The 22,261-nt window shown below is 30.4% G+C and carries 19 protein-coding genes; 15 read left to right on the forward strand and 4 right to left on the reverse strand.

Translation table 11 applies throughout. The features are described 5' to 3' along the window. From LGK95_RS08670 to LGK95_RS08685, 4 genes are all read left to right on the forward strand, one after another. Positions 1-324, forward strand: a 324-nt coding sequence (locus LGK95_RS08670) for a putative ABC transporter permease (RefSeq protein WP_226124157.1), incomplete at its 5' end; no start/stop codon positions are given. A 363-nt stretch (positions 325-687) separates the two neighbouring features. Then, positions 688-1,686 carry a hypothetical protein gene (locus LGK95_RS08675; RefSeq protein WP_226124159.1) on the forward strand — a complete coding sequence of 333 codons (999 nt, stop codon included), beginning with the start codon at positions 688-690 and terminating at the stop codon, positions 1,684-1,686. Between the two features lie 278 nt (positions 1,687-1,964). Continuing rightward, on the forward strand, positions 1,965-2,402 hold the full coding sequence (locus LGK95_RS08680) for a hypothetical protein (RefSeq protein WP_226124161.1): 438 nt from the start codon (positions 1,965-1,967) through the stop codon (positions 2,400-2,402). 121 nt (positions 2,403-2,523) lie between these two features. Continuing rightward, positions 2,524-2,658, forward strand: a complete 135-nt coding sequence (locus LGK95_RS08685; protein ID WP_226124163.1) for a DUF2922 domain-containing protein — start codon at positions 2,524-2,526, stop codon at positions 2,656-2,658. Positions 2,659-2,954: 296 nt separating this feature from the next. Here LGK95_RS08685 and LGK95_RS08690 read toward each other — a convergent pair whose 3' ends face one another. After that, the gene (locus LGK95_RS08690; protein WP_226124165.1) at positions 2,955-5,630 is read right to left on the reverse strand and encodes a sigma 54-interacting transcriptional regulator; all 2,676 of its coding nucleotides are present in this window, start codon (positions 5,628-5,630) and stop codon (positions 2,955-2,957) included. Between the two features lie 265 nt (positions 5,631-5,895). Between LGK95_RS08690 and LGK95_RS08695 the strand changes: the two genes are divergently transcribed. The 6 genes from LGK95_RS08695 (at position 5,896) to LGK95_RS08720 (ending at position 11,273) form a co-directional block, all read left to right on the forward strand. Beyond that, entirely contained in the window at positions 5,896-6,225 is a 330-nt protein-coding gene (locus tag LGK95_RS08695) for a PTS lactose/cellobiose transporter subunit IIA (protein ID WP_226124168.1), read from the forward strand. 48 nt (positions 6,226-6,273) lie between these two features. Continuing rightward, positions 6,274-6,582, forward strand: a complete 309-nt coding sequence (locus LGK95_RS08700; RefSeq protein WP_226124169.1) for a PTS sugar transporter subunit IIB — start codon at positions 6,274-6,276, stop codon at positions 6,580-6,582. A 148-nt stretch (positions 6,583-6,730) separates the two neighbouring features. Further along, on the forward strand, positions 6,731-8,149 hold the full coding sequence (locus tag LGK95_RS08705) for a GH1 family beta-glucosidase (RefSeq protein ID WP_226124171.1): 1,419 nt from the start codon (positions 6,731-6,733) through the stop codon (positions 8,147-8,149). Positions 8,150-8,177: 28 nt separating this feature from the next. Then, positions 8,178-9,527, forward strand: coding sequence for a PTS sugar transporter subunit IIC (locus tag LGK95_RS08710; RefSeq protein WP_226124173.1), 1,350 nt, complete (start codon positions 8,178-8,180; stop codon positions 9,525-9,527). 28 nt (positions 9,528-9,555) lie between these two features. Continuing rightward, entirely contained in the window at positions 9,556-9,834 is a 279-nt protein-coding gene (locus LGK95_RS08715) for a hypothetical protein (protein WP_226124175.1), read from the forward strand. Between the two features lie 29 nt (positions 9,835-9,863). Continuing rightward, positions 9,864-11,273, forward strand: a complete 1,410-nt coding sequence (locus tag LGK95_RS08720) for a glycoside hydrolase family 1 protein (RefSeq protein WP_226124177.1) — start codon at positions 9,864-9,866, stop codon at positions 11,271-11,273. A 95-nt stretch (positions 11,274-11,368) separates the two neighbouring features. Here LGK95_RS08720 and LGK95_RS08725 read toward each other — a convergent pair whose 3' ends face one another. The 3 genes from LGK95_RS08725 to LGK95_RS08735 form a co-directional block, all read right to left on the reverse strand. Continuing rightward, positions 11,369-12,073: a YiiX/YebB-like N1pC/P60 family cysteine hydrolase gene (locus LGK95_RS08725; RefSeq protein WP_226124178.1), complete on the reverse strand. Its 705-nt coding sequence runs from the start codon at positions 12,071-12,073 to the stop codon at positions 11,369-11,371. Positions 12,074-12,114: 41 nt separating this feature from the next. After that, a complete protein-coding gene (locus tag LGK95_RS08730) occupies positions 12,115-13,350 on the reverse strand; it encodes a macrolide family glycosyltransferase (RefSeq protein ID WP_226124179.1) in 1,236 nt (411 codons plus the stop codon). A gap of 136 nt (positions 13,351-13,486) precedes the next feature. Next, positions 13,487-14,116 carry a TetR/AcrR family transcriptional regulator gene (locus tag LGK95_RS08735; protein ID WP_226124180.1) on the reverse strand — a complete coding sequence of 210 codons (630 nt, stop codon included), beginning with the start codon at positions 14,114-14,116 and terminating at the stop codon, positions 13,487-13,489. Between the two features lie 382 nt (positions 14,117-14,498). On the opposite strand from LGK95_RS08735, the gene LGK95_RS08740 reads away from it, so the two are divergent. The 5 genes from LGK95_RS08740 (at position 14,499) to argF (ending at position 22,195) form a co-directional block, all read left to right on the forward strand. Further along, entirely contained in the window at positions 14,499-16,064 is a 1,566-nt protein-coding gene (locus tag LGK95_RS08740; RefSeq protein ID WP_226124181.1) for an FAD-dependent oxidoreductase, read from the forward strand. Between the two features lie 229 nt (positions 16,065-16,293). Then, positions 16,294-17,838, forward strand: a complete 1,545-nt coding sequence (locus LGK95_RS08745) for an MBL fold metallo-hydrolase RNA specificity domain-containing protein (RefSeq protein WP_226124182.1) — start codon at positions 16,294-16,296, stop codon at positions 17,836-17,838. Positions 17,839-17,923: 85 nt separating this feature from the next. Then, the gene (locus LGK95_RS08750; RefSeq protein ID WP_226124183.1) at positions 17,924-19,018 is read left to right on the forward strand and encodes a GerMN domain-containing protein; all 1,095 of its coding nucleotides are present in this window, start codon (positions 17,924-17,926) and stop codon (positions 19,016-19,018) included. Between the two features lie 910 nt (positions 19,019-19,928). Next, positions 19,929-21,152, forward strand: a complete 1,224-nt coding sequence (arcA, locus tag LGK95_RS08755; protein ID WP_226124184.1) for an arginine deiminase — start codon at positions 19,929-19,931, stop codon at positions 21,150-21,152. 44 nt (positions 21,153-21,196) lie between these two features. Further along, positions 21,197-22,195, forward strand: a complete 999-nt coding sequence (gene argF / locus LGK95_RS08760) for an ornithine carbamoyltransferase (protein ID WP_264174511.1) — start codon at positions 21,197-21,199, stop codon at positions 22,193-22,195. Positions 22,196-22,261 lie beyond the last annotated feature (66 nt).

Here is a 22,261-nt window from a genome sequence, read left to right on the forward strand (position 1 = left end):
CTACAAACAAAACTGCATTGTATTTCTTCAAAGTATTTTTTCACTTTTCAACGTGCAATTAAAACCCTAATATTTACATTCCTGTTTTTTCATAAGTTAGTTAACACTATCTTATTGCTACGAGCTTTAGGATTGGAAATTTGGAATTATAGCCACAGGTTTTTAAATGTGGAAGGTTTAATATGTTTAAGGTATAGCTTGTATTGGTTAGCCTTATCACCGATTGCTATAGAACTTGATGATTTATTAGAGTGGACTTATTTTGGAGGGCAAAAACCTGATGGATTAGTAGGTTATATTAAAAAATTAGTTAGTGGACATTAGAATAAAATGCTGATTTATAAACACTGCACTTAAAAATAGTCCAAATTTAAAGCGTTGGAGCAATCCGAGGCTTATTTTTATTTATAATTTTAAATGTTCATTTCAATATTGAATTGTTTATTCATATTTCTTTACACCTTCTCTCTGGGAAAACTCTCACGATTTAATTTTCATACGACATTAAGATTTTAGAAACCTATACTGTGGTCTACTTAGAACGTATGATAAATTAATAATTGAAAAGATGTTAATGGAAAAATAACCATTTTTTAGTTGAGAGTAATAGAAAAATATGGTATTATATATAATATAATAGCATTCTGTGACACAACATGTCGAAAAAACAAAAAAAGAGGTGCGATAATGAAATTTTTAAAATTAATTATACTAGTTTTATCTTTTTCTTTACTTTCTACAAGTGTAATATTTGCTGAAGATGGAAAGAGCCAACAACAAGAATTAAAATCTAAAGGATTTAAAGAGGTGATTGTTAATGAGTGGAATGAAGATAGATCTAAAGACTCTACTTTTGCAAAAATAAAAACTGAAATCATTAATAGAATGAATATATCTAAATCAAAAGTTGTAGTACATAATAATGGAAAACCAATAAAGACAGATATGTTAGTTGAAAAGCAAGGAAATGAATTAGTTGCTATATCTAAAGAAATTAAAAATGGTATTAATTATGAAACATATTATTTTTCTAATAATGATAGTAATAATATAAATGATGTTTTTAAAAAGATAGTATCTAATGATGATGTTAACACAGTGTCGTCTAGCGCTGTTCAGGGTACTGGTCAGTATGTACGAACTTACAATTGGTCTTTTTATAGATCTCTTTTATTTGGTAAAGACTTACTTGTAGCTACAATGTCAGATTCTATTGAATTTAGTAGAAAATCAACTACCGCTTCTATTAACGGTACAATCGGATCTATTTGGGATATCAAAGCAAATTCCCAAGTACAGCGTAATACCTCTACTACCGATCGTCTAAATGAAGAAATAACAACATTAGATGTTGCAGATACTAGTCAACAACTTCTCGACTGGGGGCCAACTTCAACTTCATCTACTAAGGTTAGTGTTGGCTTAGCTGGTATAGTGCCTACTGTAGGCTGGATATTTGACAGTAGTGGTTTTAAAATTACTGACCTAAGTAATAAAGGCGCTAAATATGGTAAATGGAAGTTTGCTGCTCCCTCTGCGGGAGCTACTTCGAGTTTAACTACAAAACCAGGAATTAGGGTTACTAACACTAGTGGAGATTTAAAGCTTAACTTAAGCCATACGCTTGACTTTAAATTTTCAGATCATTCAACTGGAGTAATAAATGTTTTGGTTGGTGACAGATAAAAAATAAAACATAAAAATAAATATTTAATAATTAAAATTTCAAGAGGAGATATCATCAATAGTATTCCTAGGTAATACATACTTTACATTTTAAGATTATCAATATAATTATATAAATGGTGCAGAATTTATTTGTAAATTACTGTACCATTTCATTTTTATTTTTTTTAGTTATTAAATTTTAATCCAATTACCGAATTATTTAGTAATTATTGGGGATAAAATTGTTCAGACTTCCACGTAGGTCTAATATAAAAAAAATTAATTGGAGTGAGAAAATGAAAAATAAAGTAAAATTGAGAATATCCATAATAATTATAATAGTCTTAATTTTCACAGGATTTTTATTTTATTCTCAAACACATATTTCAATATGGAAATTTAATATTTCTAAAAATGAGTTGAAAGATGTATTAATTAACACCAAAGATAACAGCTATATTATTACAAATCCTCAACTAGTTTTGGAGCTAACTCAAGAAGCAGCAAAAATGGAAAGAATTTATAAAATAGAATCAGTTAGTTTTCCTCTTAAAGAAGCCAATAATAGGTATAAAAAACTAATGATACAAACTAATATTACCTATGGGGGTTCATTTTGGCAAGATGGCAATAATGGTATAATGATGAATAGTAATGGATATTATTGGAGTGTAAGTCCAAAACTAATAAAAATATTGGATAATTCTTTAAAAGAAGCTCAAATACTTCGTTAATTAACTTATAAGTTTGGTTCTAATATAATGCTAATCAAGGTCTACTAAAACTTTTCGAATATTTTTCAAACTTCCTAATATATGTTCTCAGGTATCAGATGAAACTGGAGCTGCAATTGTTGTGGAAGAAGAGGTAAATGCTCTTATGGATTTAGTAATTGCAAAGAATATATTTATATCAACTAATGGTGCTTTAATTGGCAAGAAAGATGCTAAAGTAGTTACTACTGATACTAATATAGTTGCGGTAGCTTAATAAAGTTATAGAGTTAGTGGATAAATATTATCTGCTAGCTCTATTTGTTTATGTTGAGTTATATGTTGTAGAGATTTAATATAAAGCATTAGATACAATTCAAGCCTCTTTTATTACGGCTCTGTAATTATTTAGTTATAAATTGTTATAAAGGTTGTGAGGTGGAAGAATATTTTTGATTAATTTAACGGGTTTATAGAGATACCTTAAAATAAGTTTGATTTTAAAGTATCTCATGTAACCTAAAATGATTATTAATGGGAACCTCCAATCCAATTAAAAATGAGGTTGCAACACTATACTAGCTCATTACCAACTAAAATATTAATTATATAACATATTTCATCATCTCTTATGTCAATAGAATATTTATTGCATAAGATAACAATTTGCTCTTTAATAGCTTCATATATTTGTTTATGCTTATTCATCATTTTTTCTTTATAAGGATACTCTATTGGGGTTTCTCCCTTTTTAAGTCTACTAATTGTAAAGGCTAAATGAAGAATTAAGCCTATTAGATTTTCATCTGTTAATTCAATGGATAGATTTGTGGCTATTGTATTGAACAACTGAGTTAAGTCAGCGTAAAGCACATTCCCATCTAAATTATCAATATTTTCTTTAAGAATCAATCTCATTTTAAGAAGTGTAGTTTTTGTATCGATAGTTTCCTGAAGTTCTTTAACTACTTTCATACTTATTACATCGAACATGCTATATTGCCTTATATTTAATTCAACTGGGAAGGAGGTAACAATAAATAAAATTTCCTTTTCTTCCTGTATCTTTTTTAACTGTTGTTTAAAGTATTTCATGTCTAAGCAGTTAAGTGGTATAACTTCAAATATGTTCTTATCAAGCTTAAGGTTATTGATAATGAAGCTTTTAATTGCCACAGATCCACCCTCTCCAGTTAAACAGGCTGTTATTATTGCTATTTTCTTTTTATCATTTTCTGGTTCTTTTATATTCCTATTTAGTTCCATGTAAGAATTTACAGAAAGAACTTCTTTGTAAATATCATCTAAAGAGAGTCCAAGTAATGCTTTTCTAGCGGCTACTAATACATGTAGCGTAGAAACTAGAGATATAACCTTTACTGGAACATTTAATTCTTTCTCTATTATTTCGCCAAAAGTTGTTAGTGAACCCATATCAACGAGTAATAGGAAGCCACTAGTGCTGAAATTTTCTTTAACTATTTTTCTTAGATTATCTAACACTCTCAACGGGCTGATTTCTATAGGAGCATTAATACCGATTACATAGCTTTCACCTAAAAGCTTATTGGCAACATCTGACATGGAAGTTGCCGTTGATTCACCATGAGCTATGAGTATTATTTTAACCTTTTCCAAGAACTTATGATTGTATTGATCTTCTGGAACTAAAAATATAGTCAAATAGCCTGCTTCATCCTCAGGAATTTCATGGTGTACAAAATCCTCAATTATTTTTTTAGCTTTAAGTGCTACCTTAAATTCAGTAGGATATAACAATTTTAGCTTAATTAATTGAGGGTTAACAATGGTTTTATTAGTACCTATTCTTTTAATTAAGGTATCTATATGTAAAGCCAATGCAGTGTATGTGTTATTATTTAATGTAGTTTTTAATTCGTTAACTATAGTATAAGTTACTTTATCAACACAATCTAATATATCTTTACCTAGTATATTAAGTAAGTTTTTTTTGTTAATATCTTCTGAAATCCCAATAATATATTTTTGAAAATATTTGGTTATATCTTTTTCTAACATATTTTCAATATTAATTTCAGAAACACCTTTTGCTTTTAATTCTTCTAATTTTTGCTCAATAATTTCATAAATACTATTATTCTCTTGATTACATTCATAGGATGTGAAGTCAACTGAACTAGAAAATTTAAAGTACTCAATATCTTCACTTACAAGTTTATTCCACATGATTCTATGTTCCTTTTCTTTATATAGCCCTACTTTAATATAATTTGGAAGACTACTACTGTTTATCCTTACATCATATTTTATATTTGTTAGAAATTCGGAGTAAGCCTTTGCACAAACAAGTTGCACATCACTTTTTAGTTGACCAATATTATTTGGACAATCATATGATAAAAATGCTCTAATTGTGTTTAATGATACATGAATATCTCTATTCAACCGAATACTTTCCTGCTTAAAAAAACTCTTTATAATGAAAAAGCGCTCCTCTAACGTTCTATTCTTGAGGGTTGGAATTGTTATTAGCATAGGAATCCTTCTAGTAAATGTTTTTAATAAGGCTGAATTTGGATTTTCTGTAGTTGCAGAAATAATTAATGCATCTGATTTTCTACTTTCAAATTCACCCATTCGTCTAAATAAGCCAGTATCGAGAAAAGTAAAAAGTGATTCTTGACCTTCTGGTGGAAGTCTATGTATTTCATCTAGGAAAAGTATTCCTCCATTTGCTTTTTCAATTAATCCAACCTTGTCTGTTTCAGCTCCAGTATAGGTGCCTTTCTTCACACCAAAAAGTTGTGATGTAAGTAACTGTGGATTATTGCTATAATCAGCACAATTAAATGCAATAAAGGGAGAACCTTCTTTCTTAACTTTCATTTCTTTGGCATATTCATACATTAAAGAAGCGAACATAGATTTTCCAACACCAGTATCGCCGAGAATTAAACAGTTCATTCCATTAGGTGGGTATAGTATTGCTGCTTTCACTTGTTCAACTGCAGTTTTTAAACTTATATTATTTTTAACCAATTCATCTAGTTTTGATTTTTTAACTATAGTGTTTTGATCTTTTGCTATAAAGAATAGAACAGGCCGTCCAGAAGATTTATATACCTTACCTTCTTTGCATAAGTTATTAAGTTCATGGCTAACATTCGCTCTACTAATATTCAAAATTGCTGATACGCTTTGAGCATCAACGCCTACCTCTTCAGGTTGTTCTAATAGATATGTGTATATGGTTTCCTTTCTGTTCATTCTTTTAACCCCCATTTTCTTACAATTATATACCACAGACCTAAGTAATACTATGTGGCATTTTACGTTTTATATAGAAACACTATATAAAACGTAATTGAAACACTAGTGGAAATTTAAAACACTTATATAAAACACTACATTGCTTGAACCGTTTACATGTGCTAATCAATCTTTTAGTGTTTTGGCACGCAAGTTGCTATATAGAAAGTGTAACAACTTAAATATAATAATTTTATAAACTAAAATATAAGGAGGGACAAAAATGGAAATTGAACAAACAGTAATGGATCTTATTATAAACTCGGGTGAAACAAGATCTTTTGCATACGAAGCACTCGAAAAGGCAAAGGAAGGAAAATATGAGGAAGCAGATGCATTACTCGAGAAAGCAAATGAAATGATTGATAAAACTCATAAAATACAATCTTCATTATTACAAAAAGAAGCTGCAGGTGAAAGTCTCCAAGTTTCACTTTTATTTGTACATGCACAAGACCATTTGATGACTTCTATATCAGAAAAAAACTTAATTAGTGAGATTATCGAATTAAGAAAGGTTATAAATCCTCTATTAGGTATTAAAGAAAATTAAAAAAGATATATGAGAATTAAATAATAAACATTTATGGGAGGTAATATTATGATTAAAATAGCGTTATTCTGTGCAGCAGGTATGTCAACTAGTTTACTAGTTACAAAAATGGAAAAGGCAGCAAAGGCAAAGGGCTTAGAAGTAGAAATTGAGGCATTTCCAGAAGCTCAAATGTCAAAACATCTAGATGGAGTTGAGGTAGCACTACTTGGACCACAAATAAGATATGTACTACCAAAAGCAAAAAAAACATGTGGTGCACTAGGAATTCCAGTTGCTGTAATTGCTTCTGTAGATTATGGCATGATGAATGGCGCAAAAGTATTAGAAAGTGCACTTAAATTAATTGATAAGTAATTAAAAGCACCTCTAGTTACAATTAACGGTGACATGAGCGTGGCACTATATAATAATTAACATAAAGAGGTACTTTAATTAATTATACCTATTGTGCTAAATTAACTCAATTATATTTACAAGTATAATAAAAGCGAGGGATGTAATTATGAAATTTCCAAATGATTTCCTTTTTGGAGCTGCATCGGCTTCATATCAAGTAGAAGGTGCGTGGAATGAGGATGGTAAGGGCATTTCTAATTGGGATGTGTTTTCCAAAATTCCTGGCAAAACATTTAAAGGTACAAATGGAGATGTGTCAGTAGACCATTATCATAGATACAAAGAAGATGTAAAACTTATGGCTGAAATGGGACTTGAATCCTATAGATTCTCAATATCTTGGGCAAGGATAATTCCAGACGGAGATGGTGAAATTAATCAGAAGGGGTTAGAGTTTTATAATAAACTTATTGACGAATGTTTAAAGTATGGAATTGTTCCTTTCGTTACTCTATATCATTGGGATTTACCACAGGTACTAGAAGAATGTGGTGGTTGGATTAATAAGAGAACTGTTGATGCTTTTGTTAAATATGCTAATGTATGTTATAAAGCTTTCGGAGATAGGGTTAAGCATTGGATTACCTTTAATGAAACAATTGTCTTTTGTAGTCTGGGCTATATAGCAGGAGCACATCCGCCAGGCATTAAAAATGATTTAAAAAAATACTTTCAAGCTTCACATAATGTTATTACTGCGCATGCTAAAGCAGTAGTTGCTTATAAAAATTTAAGGCAGTTTGGCGAAATAGGAATAACTCATGTTTTTAGCCCTGCCTTTAGTATAGATAACAATCCAGATAATGAGTTCGCAGCATACCATGCAAACCAATATGGAATAGCTTGGTATTATGATCCTGTATTAAAAGGTGAATATCCACAGTACGTTATCAAATACCTAACTGAAAATAATTTAACTCCAGAGTGGACACAAGAGGAACTAAATGTTATAAAAACCTCTGCAGATGATAATGATTTTATTGGTTTAAATTATTATCAACCTCAAAGGGTTATGAGAAACATTATTGCTGATAATTTAAAAGAGTCCTCAAGAGAGAATTCCACAGGAGCCCCTGGTAATATATCCTTTGATGGTGTGTATAAAAGTGTAAAAATGGATGATAAAAAGTATACAAAATGGGGTTGGGAAATTGCGCCAGATGCATTTTTAGAAGGACTAAAAATGTTCAAAGCAAGTTATGGTGACATAAAAATATATATTACAGAAAATGGGTTAGGTGATGAAGATCTAATAATCCAAGATGAAGTTGTAGATGTTCCTAGAATAAAATATATTGAAGAACATTTAATAGCTATCAAAAAGGCTATAGAACAAGGTATAAATCTTAAAGGATATTATGCATGGTCTTCAACTGATTTGTTGAGCTGGTTAAATGGTTACAAAAAACAATATGGATTTATATATGTAGATCATAAAGATAATTTAAATAGAAAGATAAAATTGTCTGGTTATTGGTATAAAAAGATAATAGAAGAAAGAGGAGAAAATCTTAAATATATATAATTATTAATAACATAGGGGGGACTATATTATGGAAAATGAAAAGTTAATAGATAAAGTAATACCAGCGGTAATGAAATTTGTTAATCTCAAAGGCGTTATTGCATTAAAGGATGGAATTATGTATACGCTACCTTTAAGTTTAGTAGGATCTATTTTCTTGTTGCTTGCACAAATTCCTTATAAACCTTTTAATGATTGGGTTACAAGCATTTTAGGTGATCAGTGGACAATGCCACTAATGCAAATTTATGGAGTATCCTTTCAAATTATGGCAATTGCAGCTACCATGGGTATAGCATATGCTTATACAAAAAATGAAGGTCATGAACCATTAACTGCTGCAATCTTAGCATTGGTAGCATTTTTAGGTATTAACAATTCTACGGCTACTACTTTAATTAACAATAAAAGTGTAGTAGTAACAAACGTAATTGATAAGACATGGACAGGTGGTCAAGGAATGGTTACGGCTATTATAGTTGGTTTAATTGTCGGTGCAGTATATTCTTGGTTCTTGACTAAGAAGATTACAATCAAAATGCCAGAAGGAGTACCTCAAGGTGTTGTTAATCAATTTACAGCTTTAATACCAGGAGCAGTAATTATGGTAGGAACTATGGTTGTTTATATTTTCTTCAAATATGGGCTTAATACAACCTTTATTGAATGGATATATAAAGTATTACAAATTCCATTACAAGGTGCAACAGACTCTCTAGGAGGAGCTATAGTTATTGGAGCAGCTATTCCTCTATTATGGTGGTTTGGTGTGCATGGTTCAATAATTGTTTCTGGTGTAATGTTAGGATTATTGACTGCAAATGGGTTAGCTAATCAAGCAATTATTCAAAGTGGCCAAGCTTTAACTATGGCAAATGGAGCTCATATAGTAACTGCTCAGTTTTTAAATAGCTTTGTCATTATGACAGGCTCTGGAATAACCTTAGGACTTGTACTTGCAATGGTTGTAAAAGGAAGATCAGGACAGTCAAAAACTTTAGGTAAATTAGCATTAATCCCAGGCATATTTAATATTAACGAACCGGTTACCTTTGGATTCCCAATAGTTATGAATCCTTTTATGTTTATACCTTTTGTAATAGTACCACTTGGTTCAGCAGTAGGAACTTATTTCTTAATAAAATTTGGGATCTTACATCCTTTCTCTGCAGTAGAAGTTCCATGGACAACTCCCCCAATAGTATCGGGTTTTATTCTCCAAGGTTGGAAGGGTGCAGTGTGGCAAGCATTAATTATTATATGGTCATGTGCTGCCTATTTCCCATTCTTTATGAAACAAGATGCTATTAATGTTAAGTTAGAACAAGAAATAATCGCAAGCAATCACGAAGGCGAACACAACACTTTGGATGTATAAATAGGCTATATGAAGGAGAGGTATTGAAATGAAATTATTCAAATTGATTGTGACAGGAAATAATGAAAATTTTACAATAAATTATACTGTTTCATCTAATTTTCTTGATTATAATGACTGTGGGTTTACAGGGGCTCAGCAAGAAAAATATAAAATGTTTTTAGTAGATTTGCAAAAGAATGGTGGACCACAACCTGTAAATATTAAAGTTAATATGACTACTCAAATAGTAGATAGGGCATTTTCAAAAAATGATTTGATAAAAACTACAGATGTTTATGATTTTATAAAGAAATTAAGTAGATAGTATTTCTAAAAACGAAAGGTGGAATTTATATGTATCACAAAAAACTTAAACCATTTCCAAAGGATTTCCTTTGGGGGGCATCAACATCAGCTTATCAAGTAGAAGGTGCATGGAATGAAGATGGGAAGGGACCATCGGTTATGGATATGGGGAATCATCCTGAAAGTACTGCAGATTTTAAAGTAACTAGTGATCATTACCATCATTACAAAGAGGACATCGCATTACTCGCTGAAATGGGATTTAAAGTGTATCGTTTTTCAATTGCTTGGACTAGAATTTTTCCAAAAGGTACAGGAGAAATTAACCAGAAAGGTATTGAATTTTATAATAACTTAATTAATGAATTGTTGGCACATAATATAGAACCCATTATTACAATGTACCATTTTGACTTGCCTCAGGTATTGCAGTTAAAAGGTGGTTGGTCTAATAGAGAAACCATTGATGCCTTTGAAAACTATGGAAAGACATTGTTTGAAAGTTATGGTGACAGGGTTAAATACTGGCTAACTATAAATGAACAAAATATGATGATTATACATGGGTCACTCCTTGGGATAGTTAACTCAGAAGTAGAAAATCTAGAAAAAGAATTATATAATCAAAATCATCATATGCTTCTTGCACAAGCGAAGGTAATAAAACTTTGTCATGTTATGTGTCCTAATGCAAAAATTGGACCAGCGCCAAACATTACAAGTATTTATCCAGATAGTTCAAAACCAGAGGATGTGTTAGCAGCTAATAATTGGTCATCAATTCGTAACTGGTTATACTTGGATATGGCGGTATTGGGACGTTATAATACAGTAGCATGGAGTTTTATGGAGGAAAAAGGTTATACCCCAACAATTGAACCTGGCGACATGGAGATTTTAAGTGAAGCTAAGCCAGACTTTATTGCCTTCAACTACTACTGTACAGCAACTGTAGCTGAAAGTAAAAACGATGGTACTGATAAATTATCTACAGGTGATCAACAAATTGTACTTGGGGAGTCAGGGGTATATCGTGGAGCTTCTAACTCAAATTTGCCAAAAACAGAATTTGGGTGGGATATTGATCCAGTTGGATTTCGTATTACCTTACGTGAGTTAAACGAAAGATATAATTTACCTCTACTAGTAACTGAAAATGGTTTAGGTGCCTTTGATAAATTAGAAGAGGGCAATGTTGTCAATGATGATTATCGTATTGACTTCTTACGTAAACATATTGAACAAGCACAACTCGCAATTACTGATGGTGTGAAATTAATAGGGTATTGTCCTTGGTCAGCCATAGATCTTGTTAGCACACATCAAGGATTCCAAAAACGTTATGGATTTGTTTATGTTAACAGAGATGAGTTTGATTTGAAAGATTTAGGCCGTATAAGAAAGAAAAGCTTTTACTGGTACAAAAATGTAATTTCAACGAATGGAAAAAATTTATAATAATATTATTAAACTTAACATTTTCATAAAGTCTATCTTTTATGAAAAATGTTAGGTTTAATTTTTTTGTTTCTAGATCATTACTTTTTAAATGATTACTCTCCTTGTTTATAAACAATTGTAGCTTTATCGCTTATAAGATCATATGGGAAAACAGCTCGTCCACCATTTCTGTCCAAATCTAGGCCATTGTTAAAGTAACATCTCCATACAAATTGTGAACAATAAAATTGTTTAGTTGTAGTTTTATTGAAAAAATCAAAGTTAAAGTGTGTACCCAATTTAGTATGTCCATATTTAATGGCACCGTTAATGGTTTCTTCATTAGTCTTTGGACGTAGAACAAGAATTTTTTTATATCTAGTTCTCCAATCATTTGCACGGTTTTCAACATTGTTCTGGTAGACTTCAAGAACTTTTTGGGGGTCTGAATCTACCATAGCAGCATGAGTAGTAATTGAACCCATCATAATTGCATTTATATCTGTATTTTTATCATCAGTTACTGAAATTAATATGTCACCAGGTTTTCCAACAGCTTTTCCTTTAGACTTATACAAGTCCATATCCTTTTCTACTTTTAAATCATTCCAATTTACATCTATTTTTACTTGAAATCTTAAAGCATCTTCTATTTCTTTTCTGATTTCATAAGCTGTTTTTAAACCTCCAGAAACATCAGTAGTATTACCATAGTTAACAGAATTGATGGTTAAAGGAGTAGCATCTACATTTATATAACTTGTATCGATAAATATTAACACCACACTAAGTAAAGATATAATTAATTTTTTCTTCATAAAAAATCCCCCTAAAATTAAATGTATTTAATATATGTAATTTATTCTTTATTTTCACTATCACTGTCACTGTCACAAGCAACTTCTTCATATACAAAACTTAAATTAAGTATTTCATCAACACCTTTTTTATATCCTCCTGCGTCTCTGAGCGATTTCCCAATCTTTTCACTGCTTGTTTTAAAATTATTGTTTGAAAGAATATTAACTACTGACTGCTTCAACACCTCTGGAGTAACATTATCTTTTTCAATAACAATACCTGCGCCAAGTTCAGCTACTCTATTAGCCACAGAAGGCTGATCGATGAATTGAGGAATAAGAATTAATGGAACATAATAATACAATGCTTCATTTGTACTGTTCATTCCACCATGGGTAATAAACACATCTGCAATTTTTAAAACTTCGAGTTGAGATACATAATTATGAATAATAAAATTTGATGGAATAGATTTAAATGCATTAATATCTATGTTTTTACCTACAGACATAATAATCTTTACATCCATATTATCAAAAGCTTTAAAGCAATTTTCATAAAACTCAATAGAATTATTAAATATAGTACCTAAAGATATATAAATAACTTTCTTCTTTTCATTAGTTTCCAAAGAAAAGCTCATATCTTCCTTTCGAGCTACTATTGATGGGCCAATGAACTTATAGCTTTCATCAAAACTTTCACCACAAAGTTGAAAATATTTAGAGGTATATACAATATTAATCATGCCTTTTGCAGAAACTGCATTAACTATACTAGGACACTTTATACCATATTCTTCTTTAAGACATTTAACGAAATTTTTATACTCTAAAGAATTTAGAAGTTTTTGTATATTAGGTCCAAATCTTTTAATTTGCGTTGATAAACAATTTGTTCTTTTGTTTGCTGCAAAAGTAGTAATAGAACAAATTGCAGGTATTTTTAATATTCTTCCTACTTCATTACCTAGCATAAATGCTGAATCATAAATAATGAAATCAAATTTTTCATTTAAATTAAATAAAGTTTCAATTATTTCTTTAAATGTACCAATGACTTTTAATAGTGGTTCATTATTTTCTGAATTTAAGCTTCCATTAAATAAATTTTGCACATCATATGATTTTTTATAACCTTTAAACGTAGCTCCTGTCTTTTCTATTTTATTTTTAAATTCTTCACCGGCAATATAAGTAACCTGTTCTCCTCTATTTATTAATTCTTTAACTAGACCTAGAGTAGGGTTAAAGTGTCCTTGACCGCACATATTTATAAATAATGCTTTCTTCATGTTTATCAGTCCTTTTTTTTGTTTTATAGTAATACATTGTTCTATTTTTCAGCGCCTAAAGTCCACTAAAGTTATCATTATCTTTTAAAGTCTGAAGATACTCCACAAAAATTTATTGGAGTATTTCTACTTTCAACTAATGAGCTTTATTAGAGTTAACATCATTAATTTCTTGTCTTTTCACCCCATGAAATAATACTTCCAAAAATATAGTCATCCTATTTTCGCCATCGAAAGGTAGATTTTCAATATACAAATCGAACAGCATACTTCTTGCAATGTTTAAAATAGTACTAGAAATTGCTTTAACTTCATCTTCAGTATACGGTTTAAACTCTTTATTCAAAATTCCATATCTAATTATATCCTTAATTAATTCGTTTTCTTCCGTGTCATAGCTAGTCCTTATTTTGGTTTTCAGTTCAACATCCTCTTTTATTTCATATCGTATAATATCATATAAATCAGCATATTTTTTTATTTCAGAACTATATTCAAGTAGATATTTTCTAAGCTTATCTTCTGCTTTTTTTTCTTTGTTTATAACTTCCTTTGAGCTTTTTACTATACCTTTAGCAAGTCTTTCCATTACAATAAGAAAAATTTCTTCTTTATTGGGGTAGTAATAGTAGATGGTGCTTTTCCCTTTTCCAGCTGATTTAGCTATATCTTCCATTGATGTTTTTTTCAAACCCCACTTTTTGAAAAGGAGCGATGCTGATTCAATTATTGTTTCTCTTATTATTTGTTCTTTGTTAGTTTTCATTTTTGTACCATTTAACCTTTCTTAATTTTAGTCGTTTAGACTAAAATCGTATTATAGTATACATTATAGATCTACCCTAAATATTTGTCAATAAAACCTATATAAGTTCAAAATAGCATTTTTTTGAATTCTTCTTTTAATCGAAAGTATAGCAGATTAATTAATAAACAGAAATTAGGCAATAAAAAATTAGATATAGTTTTAGATTATGGCATTAGTAAGATATTTACTAATGCCATTTACTTTTTATTATTAAATGGATAAATATACTGTGAATTATATGAGTGGGATTTTGATGAATGCTATTAATAATATACATATTTTTGGTTATATAAACACAAAATATATATGTTTAATTATGTTAAAGGAAGGGAGTAAATTTATGAATGGAAAAAATAATATGTGTATTAACAATATTTTAACACCTAAATCTTATTGGCTTGATTCAACCGGTGAGACAAACTACCCAACTTTAGAAAAAGACATTAAAGTTGATATAGTAATTATCGGAGGGGGTATTACTGGAATTACCACTGCCCTCCTTTTAAAAGAAGAAGGTTACAAAGTTGCACTAATCGAAGCTGATAATATAGTTCAGGGAACTACGGGACATACTACTGCTTATGTTACTTCACAACATGATATAATATATAGTAATTTAATTAACACTATGGGAATTGAAAAGGCTAAGCAGTATGCAGATGCTAATGAAGGCGCCATAGATTTTATAGAAAATATGGTCAAAAAATATAATATTGAATGTGACTTTTGCAGGTTACCAGCTTATATATATACAACAGATGAAAGTTATATAGATACTTTAAAAGAAGAAGCAGAAGCAGCTAAAAGCCTAGGTATAAAATCCGAATATATTGAAAAACTAGATTTACCATTTGAAGTAAAGGGTGCCCTATGCTTTGAAAATCAAGCTCAATTTCACCCTAGGAAGTACCTGCTTAAAGTTGCGGAAAACATTCCTGGTAATGATAGTGAAATATATGAACATACAAGAGCTGTAGATATAGAACATGATAAATTATATACAATAATAACAGATACAGGATTTAAAGTAATAGCACCAAAAGTTGTTTTGGCTTCACATTTTCCTTTTTATGATGGTTTGGGATTATATTTTTCAAAACTTCGTCCACAAAGGTCATACGTAATATCTGCAAAAATAAAGGATGAATTGCCCAAAGGCACATTTGTAGATGCAGGAGAAGCAGGCTGGTATTTTCGTACGCAAAATTATAAGGATGGTCAGATGATAATTATTGGAGGTCAAGATCATAAAACTGCTCATGGTGGTGACATGATTAAACATTATGTTAATTTAAAAAATTATGCTGAAAAAAACTTTGATGTTGAAAAGTTTCTATATAGATGGTCAACTCAAGATTATATAACATTAGATGGTGTACCATATGTAGGTAATCTTACTTCTTCATCAGAAAATATTTACGTTGCTACTGGTTATGGTGAATGGGGCATGACAAATGGAACAGCAGCTGCAGGTATACTAAGGGATATTATAGTTAAAAATGAAAGCCCTTATCAAGAGGTATATAATCCATCACGTAAAATTTCAACTGATGGAATTAAGAACTTAGTTAAGGAAAATTTTGATGTTGCAAAGCAACTAATAAAAGGAAAACTTCAGGTTGGACAATATGATTTTGATTTAAAAAATGATGAGGGAAAGATAGTAGAGATTGATGGAGATAGATATGGGGCATATAGAGATAAGAATGGAGAACTACATATAGTTGATATAACATGTACACATTTAGGGTGTGAGCTAAAATGGAATAGTGCAGAAAAATCTTGGGATTGCCCTTGTCATGGATCAAGATTTACTTTTGAAGGCGATATTATAGAGGGACCGGCTGTTAGCAGGTTAAATCACTACAAAGAAAGTAATAATACAATTGACTCAAATATAATTTAACAAATACAAAAAATCATACTTGAAAAGATGGATAAAGATAGAAATTAATCAAAGACATGCTAGGTATATTATCATATATCTGTTATAATAGAAAGAAATATCTGAATTTTTTGAAAACTTTAGATGGAATTCAGCGTAATGCTTACGTACTCTTATCCAATGAAAAGTAAACCCTAAACCCTTAACATTATATAAAGCAACTATTCACATGATGAAGAGGAGGATTATTATGAAAATTCAATTCTATGGAGCAGCAAAAACTGTTACAGGTTCATGTCACATTTTACACATAAATGGAAAGACTGTTTTGCTTGATTGTGGTTTATATCAGGGCAAAGGTGAAAAGGTATTTGGAAATGAGAAATTTGATTTTAATCCTAAAGAGGTAGACTATGTGATTTTATCACATGCCCATATTGATCATAGTGGAAGAATACCGCTACTTTATAAGTTGGGATTTAAGGGAGAAATTTTATCAACTGAAGCAACAATGGATTTATGCAGTATTATGCTTCCTGACAGTGGGCACATTCATGAATCTGAGGTTGAGTGGAAAAATAGAAAAAGAATACGTCAGGGATTAAAAACTCTAGAACCACTTTATACAGTTAAATTGGCTGAGCTTTCTCTTAATCTTTTTAGAGCATTTCAATATGATGAGATGATAGAGGTTTTTGAAGGGTTAAAAATAAGATTTAGGGATGCAGGGCATCTTTTGGGTTCTGCTATTATTGAATTATATATGACGGAAAAAAATCAAGAAGAAGTAAAACTCGTGTATAGTGGTGATTTGGGCAATATAAATAAGCCAATTTTAAAAGATCCAACAATCATTAATTACACCGATTACTTGATAATAGAGACCACATACGGCAATAGGGTTCATCCTGAGATTCAGGAAAATTTAAAGGAGTTATTAAAAATAATTAAGGAGACCTTTGCAAGAGGGGGAAATGTTATTATACCTTCATTTGCAGTAGGTAGGACTCAGGAGATTTTATATGAATTAAATAAATATGTAGAAAATGAAGAGTTGAAGGATGTTAAAGTTTATATCGATAGTCCTTTAGCTATTCAAGCAACAAGAATATTTGAAAGCCATAATGAGGATTATGATAAAGAGGCTAAAGAACTTGTAATGAAGGGTGAGTATCCATTTAGATTTGATGGTTTAAGATTCTCAGTTTCTTCAAATGATTCAGCTGAAATAAATAAAATTAAAAGCAATGCAATAGTTATTTCAGCGAGTGGTATGTGCGATGCAGGTAGAGTAAAACATCATCTTAAGCACAATTTGTGGAGAAAAGAATCATCAATTGTTTTTGTAGGATATCAAGCACAAGGCACCTTGGGACGAAATATAGTAGGGGGTGCGAAAATAGTTAAAATATTTGGAGAACCCGTTGCTGTTAATGCTCATATTTATAACCTAGAGGGATTATCAGGACACGCTGATAGAAACGGATTATTAAATTGGATAGAAGGATTTATGGAAAAACCAAAGGAAATTCTGCTTGTTCATGGAGATGAAGAGGCACAAGAGAACTTTCAACAGTTATTGGATTCTAAGGGCTACAGCTCTAGAATAGTTGAAAGTGGAGAGGAATTCTATATAAACGAAAAAACTTATAAAAATGATGAAAATCTAAGTAATAGATTGATAAAACAAATTAAATCAATAAATAATATTGAAAGTCTAGATAAGGGAAAATTGCTTGATATTATGAAAGATTTTATTTACGATGAAAAGGAATCTAATGATATTTTAAAATAAAAATCATACTCTGAAAAGTGGCTAAATGAATTTTCTATAAGATTTTGATTTAGTGGTAAATAAAAAACAGAAGGGATATGATGATATGAAAAAAAATATTCGCGTCATATTAGTAATTGTTACATTTATTTTACTAACTGGTTGTAGCAAGGGAATAACGTCGAAAACTAAGGTTCCAGATAACGCAGGTAATGCAAAGCCTAAAGTGGATATGTCAAAGCCTAAGGTTGATAATTCAAAAGGTGATGTTGCTACAGCTAAGATAGGGGATTACTATCCTTTTGAAAAAAGCTTAAAGTATATGTATGTTGGTGAGGGTAATGAATACGCAACTTATTCTGTCTTTGTGGACTATTTAAGAGGAAACCGCCAACAGATTAGAATTGATAATGGTGGCTCCGAATTGGTAAAAGTACTTGAAAATAAGGATGGAGAATTAAGACTTATATTTTCTAAAGGTGAGATCTATTACAGAGAAGACTTTACTTCCCAAATTAATAATAAACCTGAAATTTTATTGAAGGAACCACTTACTAAAGGTAATTCTTGGACATTGAAAGATGGCAGCAAACGGAGTATAACCAATGTTAAAGTTGCTATAAAAACTCCTTTAGCTAGTTATGAATGTATAGAGGTTACAACTGTGAGAAAAGATAGTACAGACAAAGATTATTATGCAGCTAATATTGGATTAGTTAAAACATTATTCACATCTAATGGTGATGTAAGTTCTTCATTAAGTAAGATGGAGAAAAAGGTACCCTTTGTTCAAATGGTTAAATTTTATTATCCAAATGGAAATGACAGTATGAATTATATTACAGAAAAAAAGCTTTCCTTTGATACAAATGATATAACAAGAAAAATATTTGAGAAAAAATTCAAGGAAGTTCCAAATGAGAATGTAGGGAGATTAATTAGCCCTAACACAACAATAAAAAGTCTTTATTTAAATAAAGATAATATAGTATACGTGGACTTTTCAAAGGAATTCACACAGGAAATGAATGCTGGTAGTGGTTATGAAAGTCAGATACTCCAATGCATTACTAATACACTGGGTGATTATTATATGGTGAAAAAGGTATATATAACCGTGGAAGGTAAACCTTATAGTTCTGGTCATATTTTAAAGAATAAGGGTGAAGCTTTTATTGTGGATTATAAAAACACTAAATAATTATTCATCTTTATGATCCAGAATTTAAAACATTAAGAACAGTTGTATCGCTTCAACCAGTAAAACCCTCAACTAATTAATTAGTTGAGGGTTTTCTTATGCATTAATTATATATCTATAATTATAAATAATAATAAAAGAACATTTCCATCTAAAATATTTTTTTATTTTAGATGGATTATGATTTCTTAGATACTAATATTATGAACATAATGTTAACAATATCATTATTGTCAACATTTAGGTTCCTTAAAATGGTGAAAATTTAACTTATATGAATAATTATGAACGAAGTAATTAATAGCACATATGTTTATACTAATTTAAAACTCCCCCGCTTTACAGTTGAATTATTTCTCTGCCTAATTTGCAATTGACAATTTTAAGTGGGTTGGCGAAGCGTACCATTTACATTGAGAGTACATATAATGGCTTCTTTAATGGCATATAATCATATGCGTAGAGACTCAATGTCAATGACAAACCACAAATGCTATCAATTGATATAGGGTGAGGAGATTTTTTTCAATTCTAATATGGGGAAATTTTCAACTATAGAAAACAACATAAGGGACGTACCCTTTACATGTGTAATATTATACATTTGTAGGTATAAATAACCATAAAAAGGTTTTATGAATGTTTATGCCTTATTTTTACTTTTATACGTAACAAATTAGAATATTGTGAATATATATACAGATAATTCAATATTCTAAAATATCAAGTGTAAACATGTATAGCATTATTGAATAAAGCATAGCTTAAGATACGTATAAAGTGTTAGATTAACAACACCGATAATAAGGCACGTAAATATACGATTACACCGTTAAAATGGGTTTTCAATATTAAATTGTACACTTTATAATGGGGGCAACAAGAAAAATGAAGAGGGGGACAAAATATAATGAAACCGTTTATAAACGTAACTTCCGAAATAGGAAAACTTAATAAGGTAATCCTACACAGACCTGGTAGAGAAATAGAAAATTTAGTGCCTAATCTTCTTCAAAAATTACTTTTTGATGATATACCTTATTTAGAAGTGGCGAAAAAAGAGCATGATATATTTGCACAAATACTAAGAGAAAACGATGTTGAGGTTCTTTATTTAGAAGAACTTGCTACTGAGGCTTTGAATGACGATAAAATAAAAAAAATATTTTTACAACAGTTTTTACAAGAAAGTCACATTAGTAATATGAAAATATATGAATCTCTTTATACCTATTTAATGTCAAAGTCTACAAAAGAGATGATCAATATACTTATGGCAGGAGTTAGAAAAAATGAAATAGAGGTTAAGGGAATGCATTCTCTAAGAGGATTAATAGAAAACCAGTATCCATTCTACTTAGATCCTATGCCTAATCTTTATTTTACTCGAGATCCAGGTGCTTCAATTGGAAATGGTATTACTATAAATACCATGCAAACTGAAGCTAGAAGGAGAGAAACTATGTTTCTAGAATTTATTCATAAATATCATAATTCTTTTAAGCAATCTGAAGTGCCACTTTGGTATGATAGGAGCCTTCCCAATAATATTGAAGGTGGGGACGAGCTTATATTATCTGCAACAACTCTTGCAATAGGATGTAGCCAAAGGACTTCACCTGAGGCTATAGAGGTGGTAGCAAGAAATTTATTTGATAAACATACTTCTTTTGAAAAAGTATTAGTATTTGAGATTCCAGCCTGTAGAGCATTTATGCATCTTGATACTGTATTTACTATGGTTGATTATGATAAATTTACAATTCACCCTGGGATAGAAGGACCACTTAATGTTTTTGAAATTACAAAAGGCGTTGATGGTGAATTAAGCATTAAACAAGAGAAAGATGTATTGCAAAATATATTAAAATCTGCATTAAAATTACCTTCAGTTGAATTAATAAGATGTGGTGGTGGCGACTCTATAGTAGCTGCAAGAGAACAATGGAATGATGGATCAAACACTCTAGCTATTGCACCAGGAAAGGTTATAACTTATGAACGAAATTATATTACAAATGAAATTTTATCAAAACGTGGTATAACAGTTCTAACAATGCCAAGTGCTGAATTATCAAGAGGACGAGGCGGTCCAAGATGTATGAGTATGCCACTAAATAGAGATGACTTATAATAACAATAATAAAATAAAAACAACAATATTAGGAGGAATTTATTATGTTTAACTTAAGAAACAGAAACTTTTTAACTTTGATGGACTTTACTCCAAAGGAAATAAACTACTTTTTAGAGTTAGCTAGGGATTTAAAAAAAGCTAAGTATGCAGGTACAGAACAACAGAACTTAAAAGGTAAAAACATCGCTCTAATATTTGAAAAGAGTTCTACAAGAACAAGATGTGCTTTTGAAGTAGGTGCACTAGACCAAGGAGCACATGTAACTTACCTTGGACCTACAGGAACTCAAATTGGTAAGAAAGAATCTGTAGCAGATACAGCGAGAGTTCTTGGAAGAATGTATGATGGAATAGAATATAGAGGATATGGTCAAGAAGTTGTTGAAGATTTAGCTAAATATGCAGGGGTACCTGTATGGAACGGCTTAACAACTGAGGATCATCCAACACAAATTCTTGCAGATTTTTTAACTATAAAAGAACACTTTGATAAACCATTAAGTAGCATTGCGTTTGTATATGCTGGTGACGGAAGAAACAACATGGCAAATGCATTGATGATAGGTGCTGCTAAAATGGGTATGGACTTTAGAATCGTATCACCTAAGAGCTTATTCCCAGAAACAGCATTAGTCCAAAAATGTAATGAAATTGCTAAAGAAACAGGAGCAAAAATCACTATTACAGATAACGTGGATGCAGGCGTTAAAAATGCAGATGTAATCTACACAGACGTATGGGTTTCCATGGGTGAAGCAGATGAAGTTTGGGCATCAAGAATAAAGCTATTAAGACCATACCAAGTTAATATGGAAATGCTTAATAAGACAGGTAATAAAAATGTTAAATTTATGCATTGTCTACCAGCCTTCCATGATTTAAAGACTATCGTAGGAAAAGAAATATTTGAAAAATATGGTCTTGAAGGTTTAGAAGTTACAGATGAAGTATTTGAAAGTAAACATTCTATTGTATTTGATGAAGCAGAAAACAGAATGCATACAATCAAAGCAGTTATGGTTGCTACACTTGGAAACTAGCCTAAAATAATTTACAATTATAAAATTTGGTGGGGGTAAAATGATTGCTCTCGCCAAATTTCAATA

The organism is Clostridium algoriphilum, assembly GCF_020443705.1.
GTDB lineage: Bacteria > Bacillota > Clostridia > Clostridiales > Clostridiaceae > Clostridium_AD > Clostridium_AD algoriphilum.

What these genes read in the sequence shown, in the direction of transcription:
- LGK95_RS08705 (WP_226124171.1), top strand. Translation starts at nt 6,731, where the DNA reads ATGAAATTTCCAAATGATTTCCTTTTTGGAGCTGCATCGGCTTCATAT.
- LGK95_RS08675 (WP_226124159.1), top strand. Translation starts at nt 688, where the DNA reads ATGAAATTTTTAAAATTAATTATACTAGTTTTATCTTTTTCTTTACTT.
- LGK95_RS08740 (WP_226124181.1), top strand. Translation starts at nt 14,499, where the DNA reads ATGAATGGAAAAAATAATATGTGTATTAACAATATTTTAACACCTAAA.
- LGK95_RS08750 (WP_226124183.1), top strand. Translation starts at nt 17,924, where the DNA reads ATGAAAAAAAATATTCGCGTCATATTAGTAATTGTTACATTTATTTTA.
- LGK95_RS08695 (WP_226124168.1), top strand. Translation starts at nt 5,896, where the DNA reads ATGGAAATTGAACAAACAGTAATGGATCTTATTATAAACTCGGGTGAA.
- LGK95_RS08710 (WP_226124173.1), top strand. Translation starts at nt 8,178, where the DNA reads ATGGAAAATGAAAAGTTAATAGATAAAGTAATACCAGCGGTAATGAAA.
- LGK95_RS08690 (WP_226124165.1), bottom strand. Translation starts at nt 5,630, where the DNA reads ATGAACAGAAAGGAAACCATATACACATATCTATTAGAACAACCTGAA.
- LGK95_RS08715 (WP_226124175.1), top strand. Translation starts at nt 9,556, where the DNA reads ATGAAATTATTCAAATTGATTGTGACAGGAAATAATGAAAATTTTACA.
- LGK95_RS08720 (WP_226124177.1), top strand. Translation starts at nt 9,864, where the DNA reads ATGTATCACAAAAAACTTAAACCATTTCCAAAGGATTTCCTTTGGGGG.
- LGK95_RS08745 (WP_226124182.1), top strand. Translation starts at nt 16,294, where the DNA reads ATGAAAATTCAATTCTATGGAGCAGCAAAAACTGTTACAGGTTCATGT.
- LGK95_RS08725 (WP_226124178.1), bottom strand. Translation starts at nt 12,073, where the DNA reads ATGAAGAAAAAATTAATTATATCTTTACTTAGTGTGGTGTTAATATTT.
- LGK95_RS08730 (WP_226124179.1), bottom strand. Translation starts at nt 13,350, where the DNA reads ATGAAGAAAGCATTATTTATAAATATGTGCGGTCAAGGACACTTTAAC.
- LGK95_RS08700 (WP_226124169.1), top strand. Translation starts at nt 6,274, where the DNA reads ATGATTAAAATAGCGTTATTCTGTGCAGCAGGTATGTCAACTAGTTTA.
- arcA (WP_226124184.1), top strand. Translation starts at nt 19,929, where the DNA reads ATGAAACCGTTTATAAACGTAACTTCCGAAATAGGAAAACTTAATAAG.
- argF (WP_264174511.1), top strand. Translation starts at nt 21,197, where the DNA reads ATGTTTAACTTAAGAAACAGAAACTTTTTAACTTTGATGGACTTTACT.
- LGK95_RS08735 (WP_226124180.1), bottom strand. Translation starts at nt 14,116, where the DNA reads ATGAAAACTAACAAAGAACAAATAATAAGAGAAACAATAATTGAATCA.
- LGK95_RS08680 (WP_226124161.1), top strand. Translation starts at nt 1,965, where the DNA reads ATGAAAAATAAAGTAAAATTGAGAATATCCATAATAATTATAATAGTC.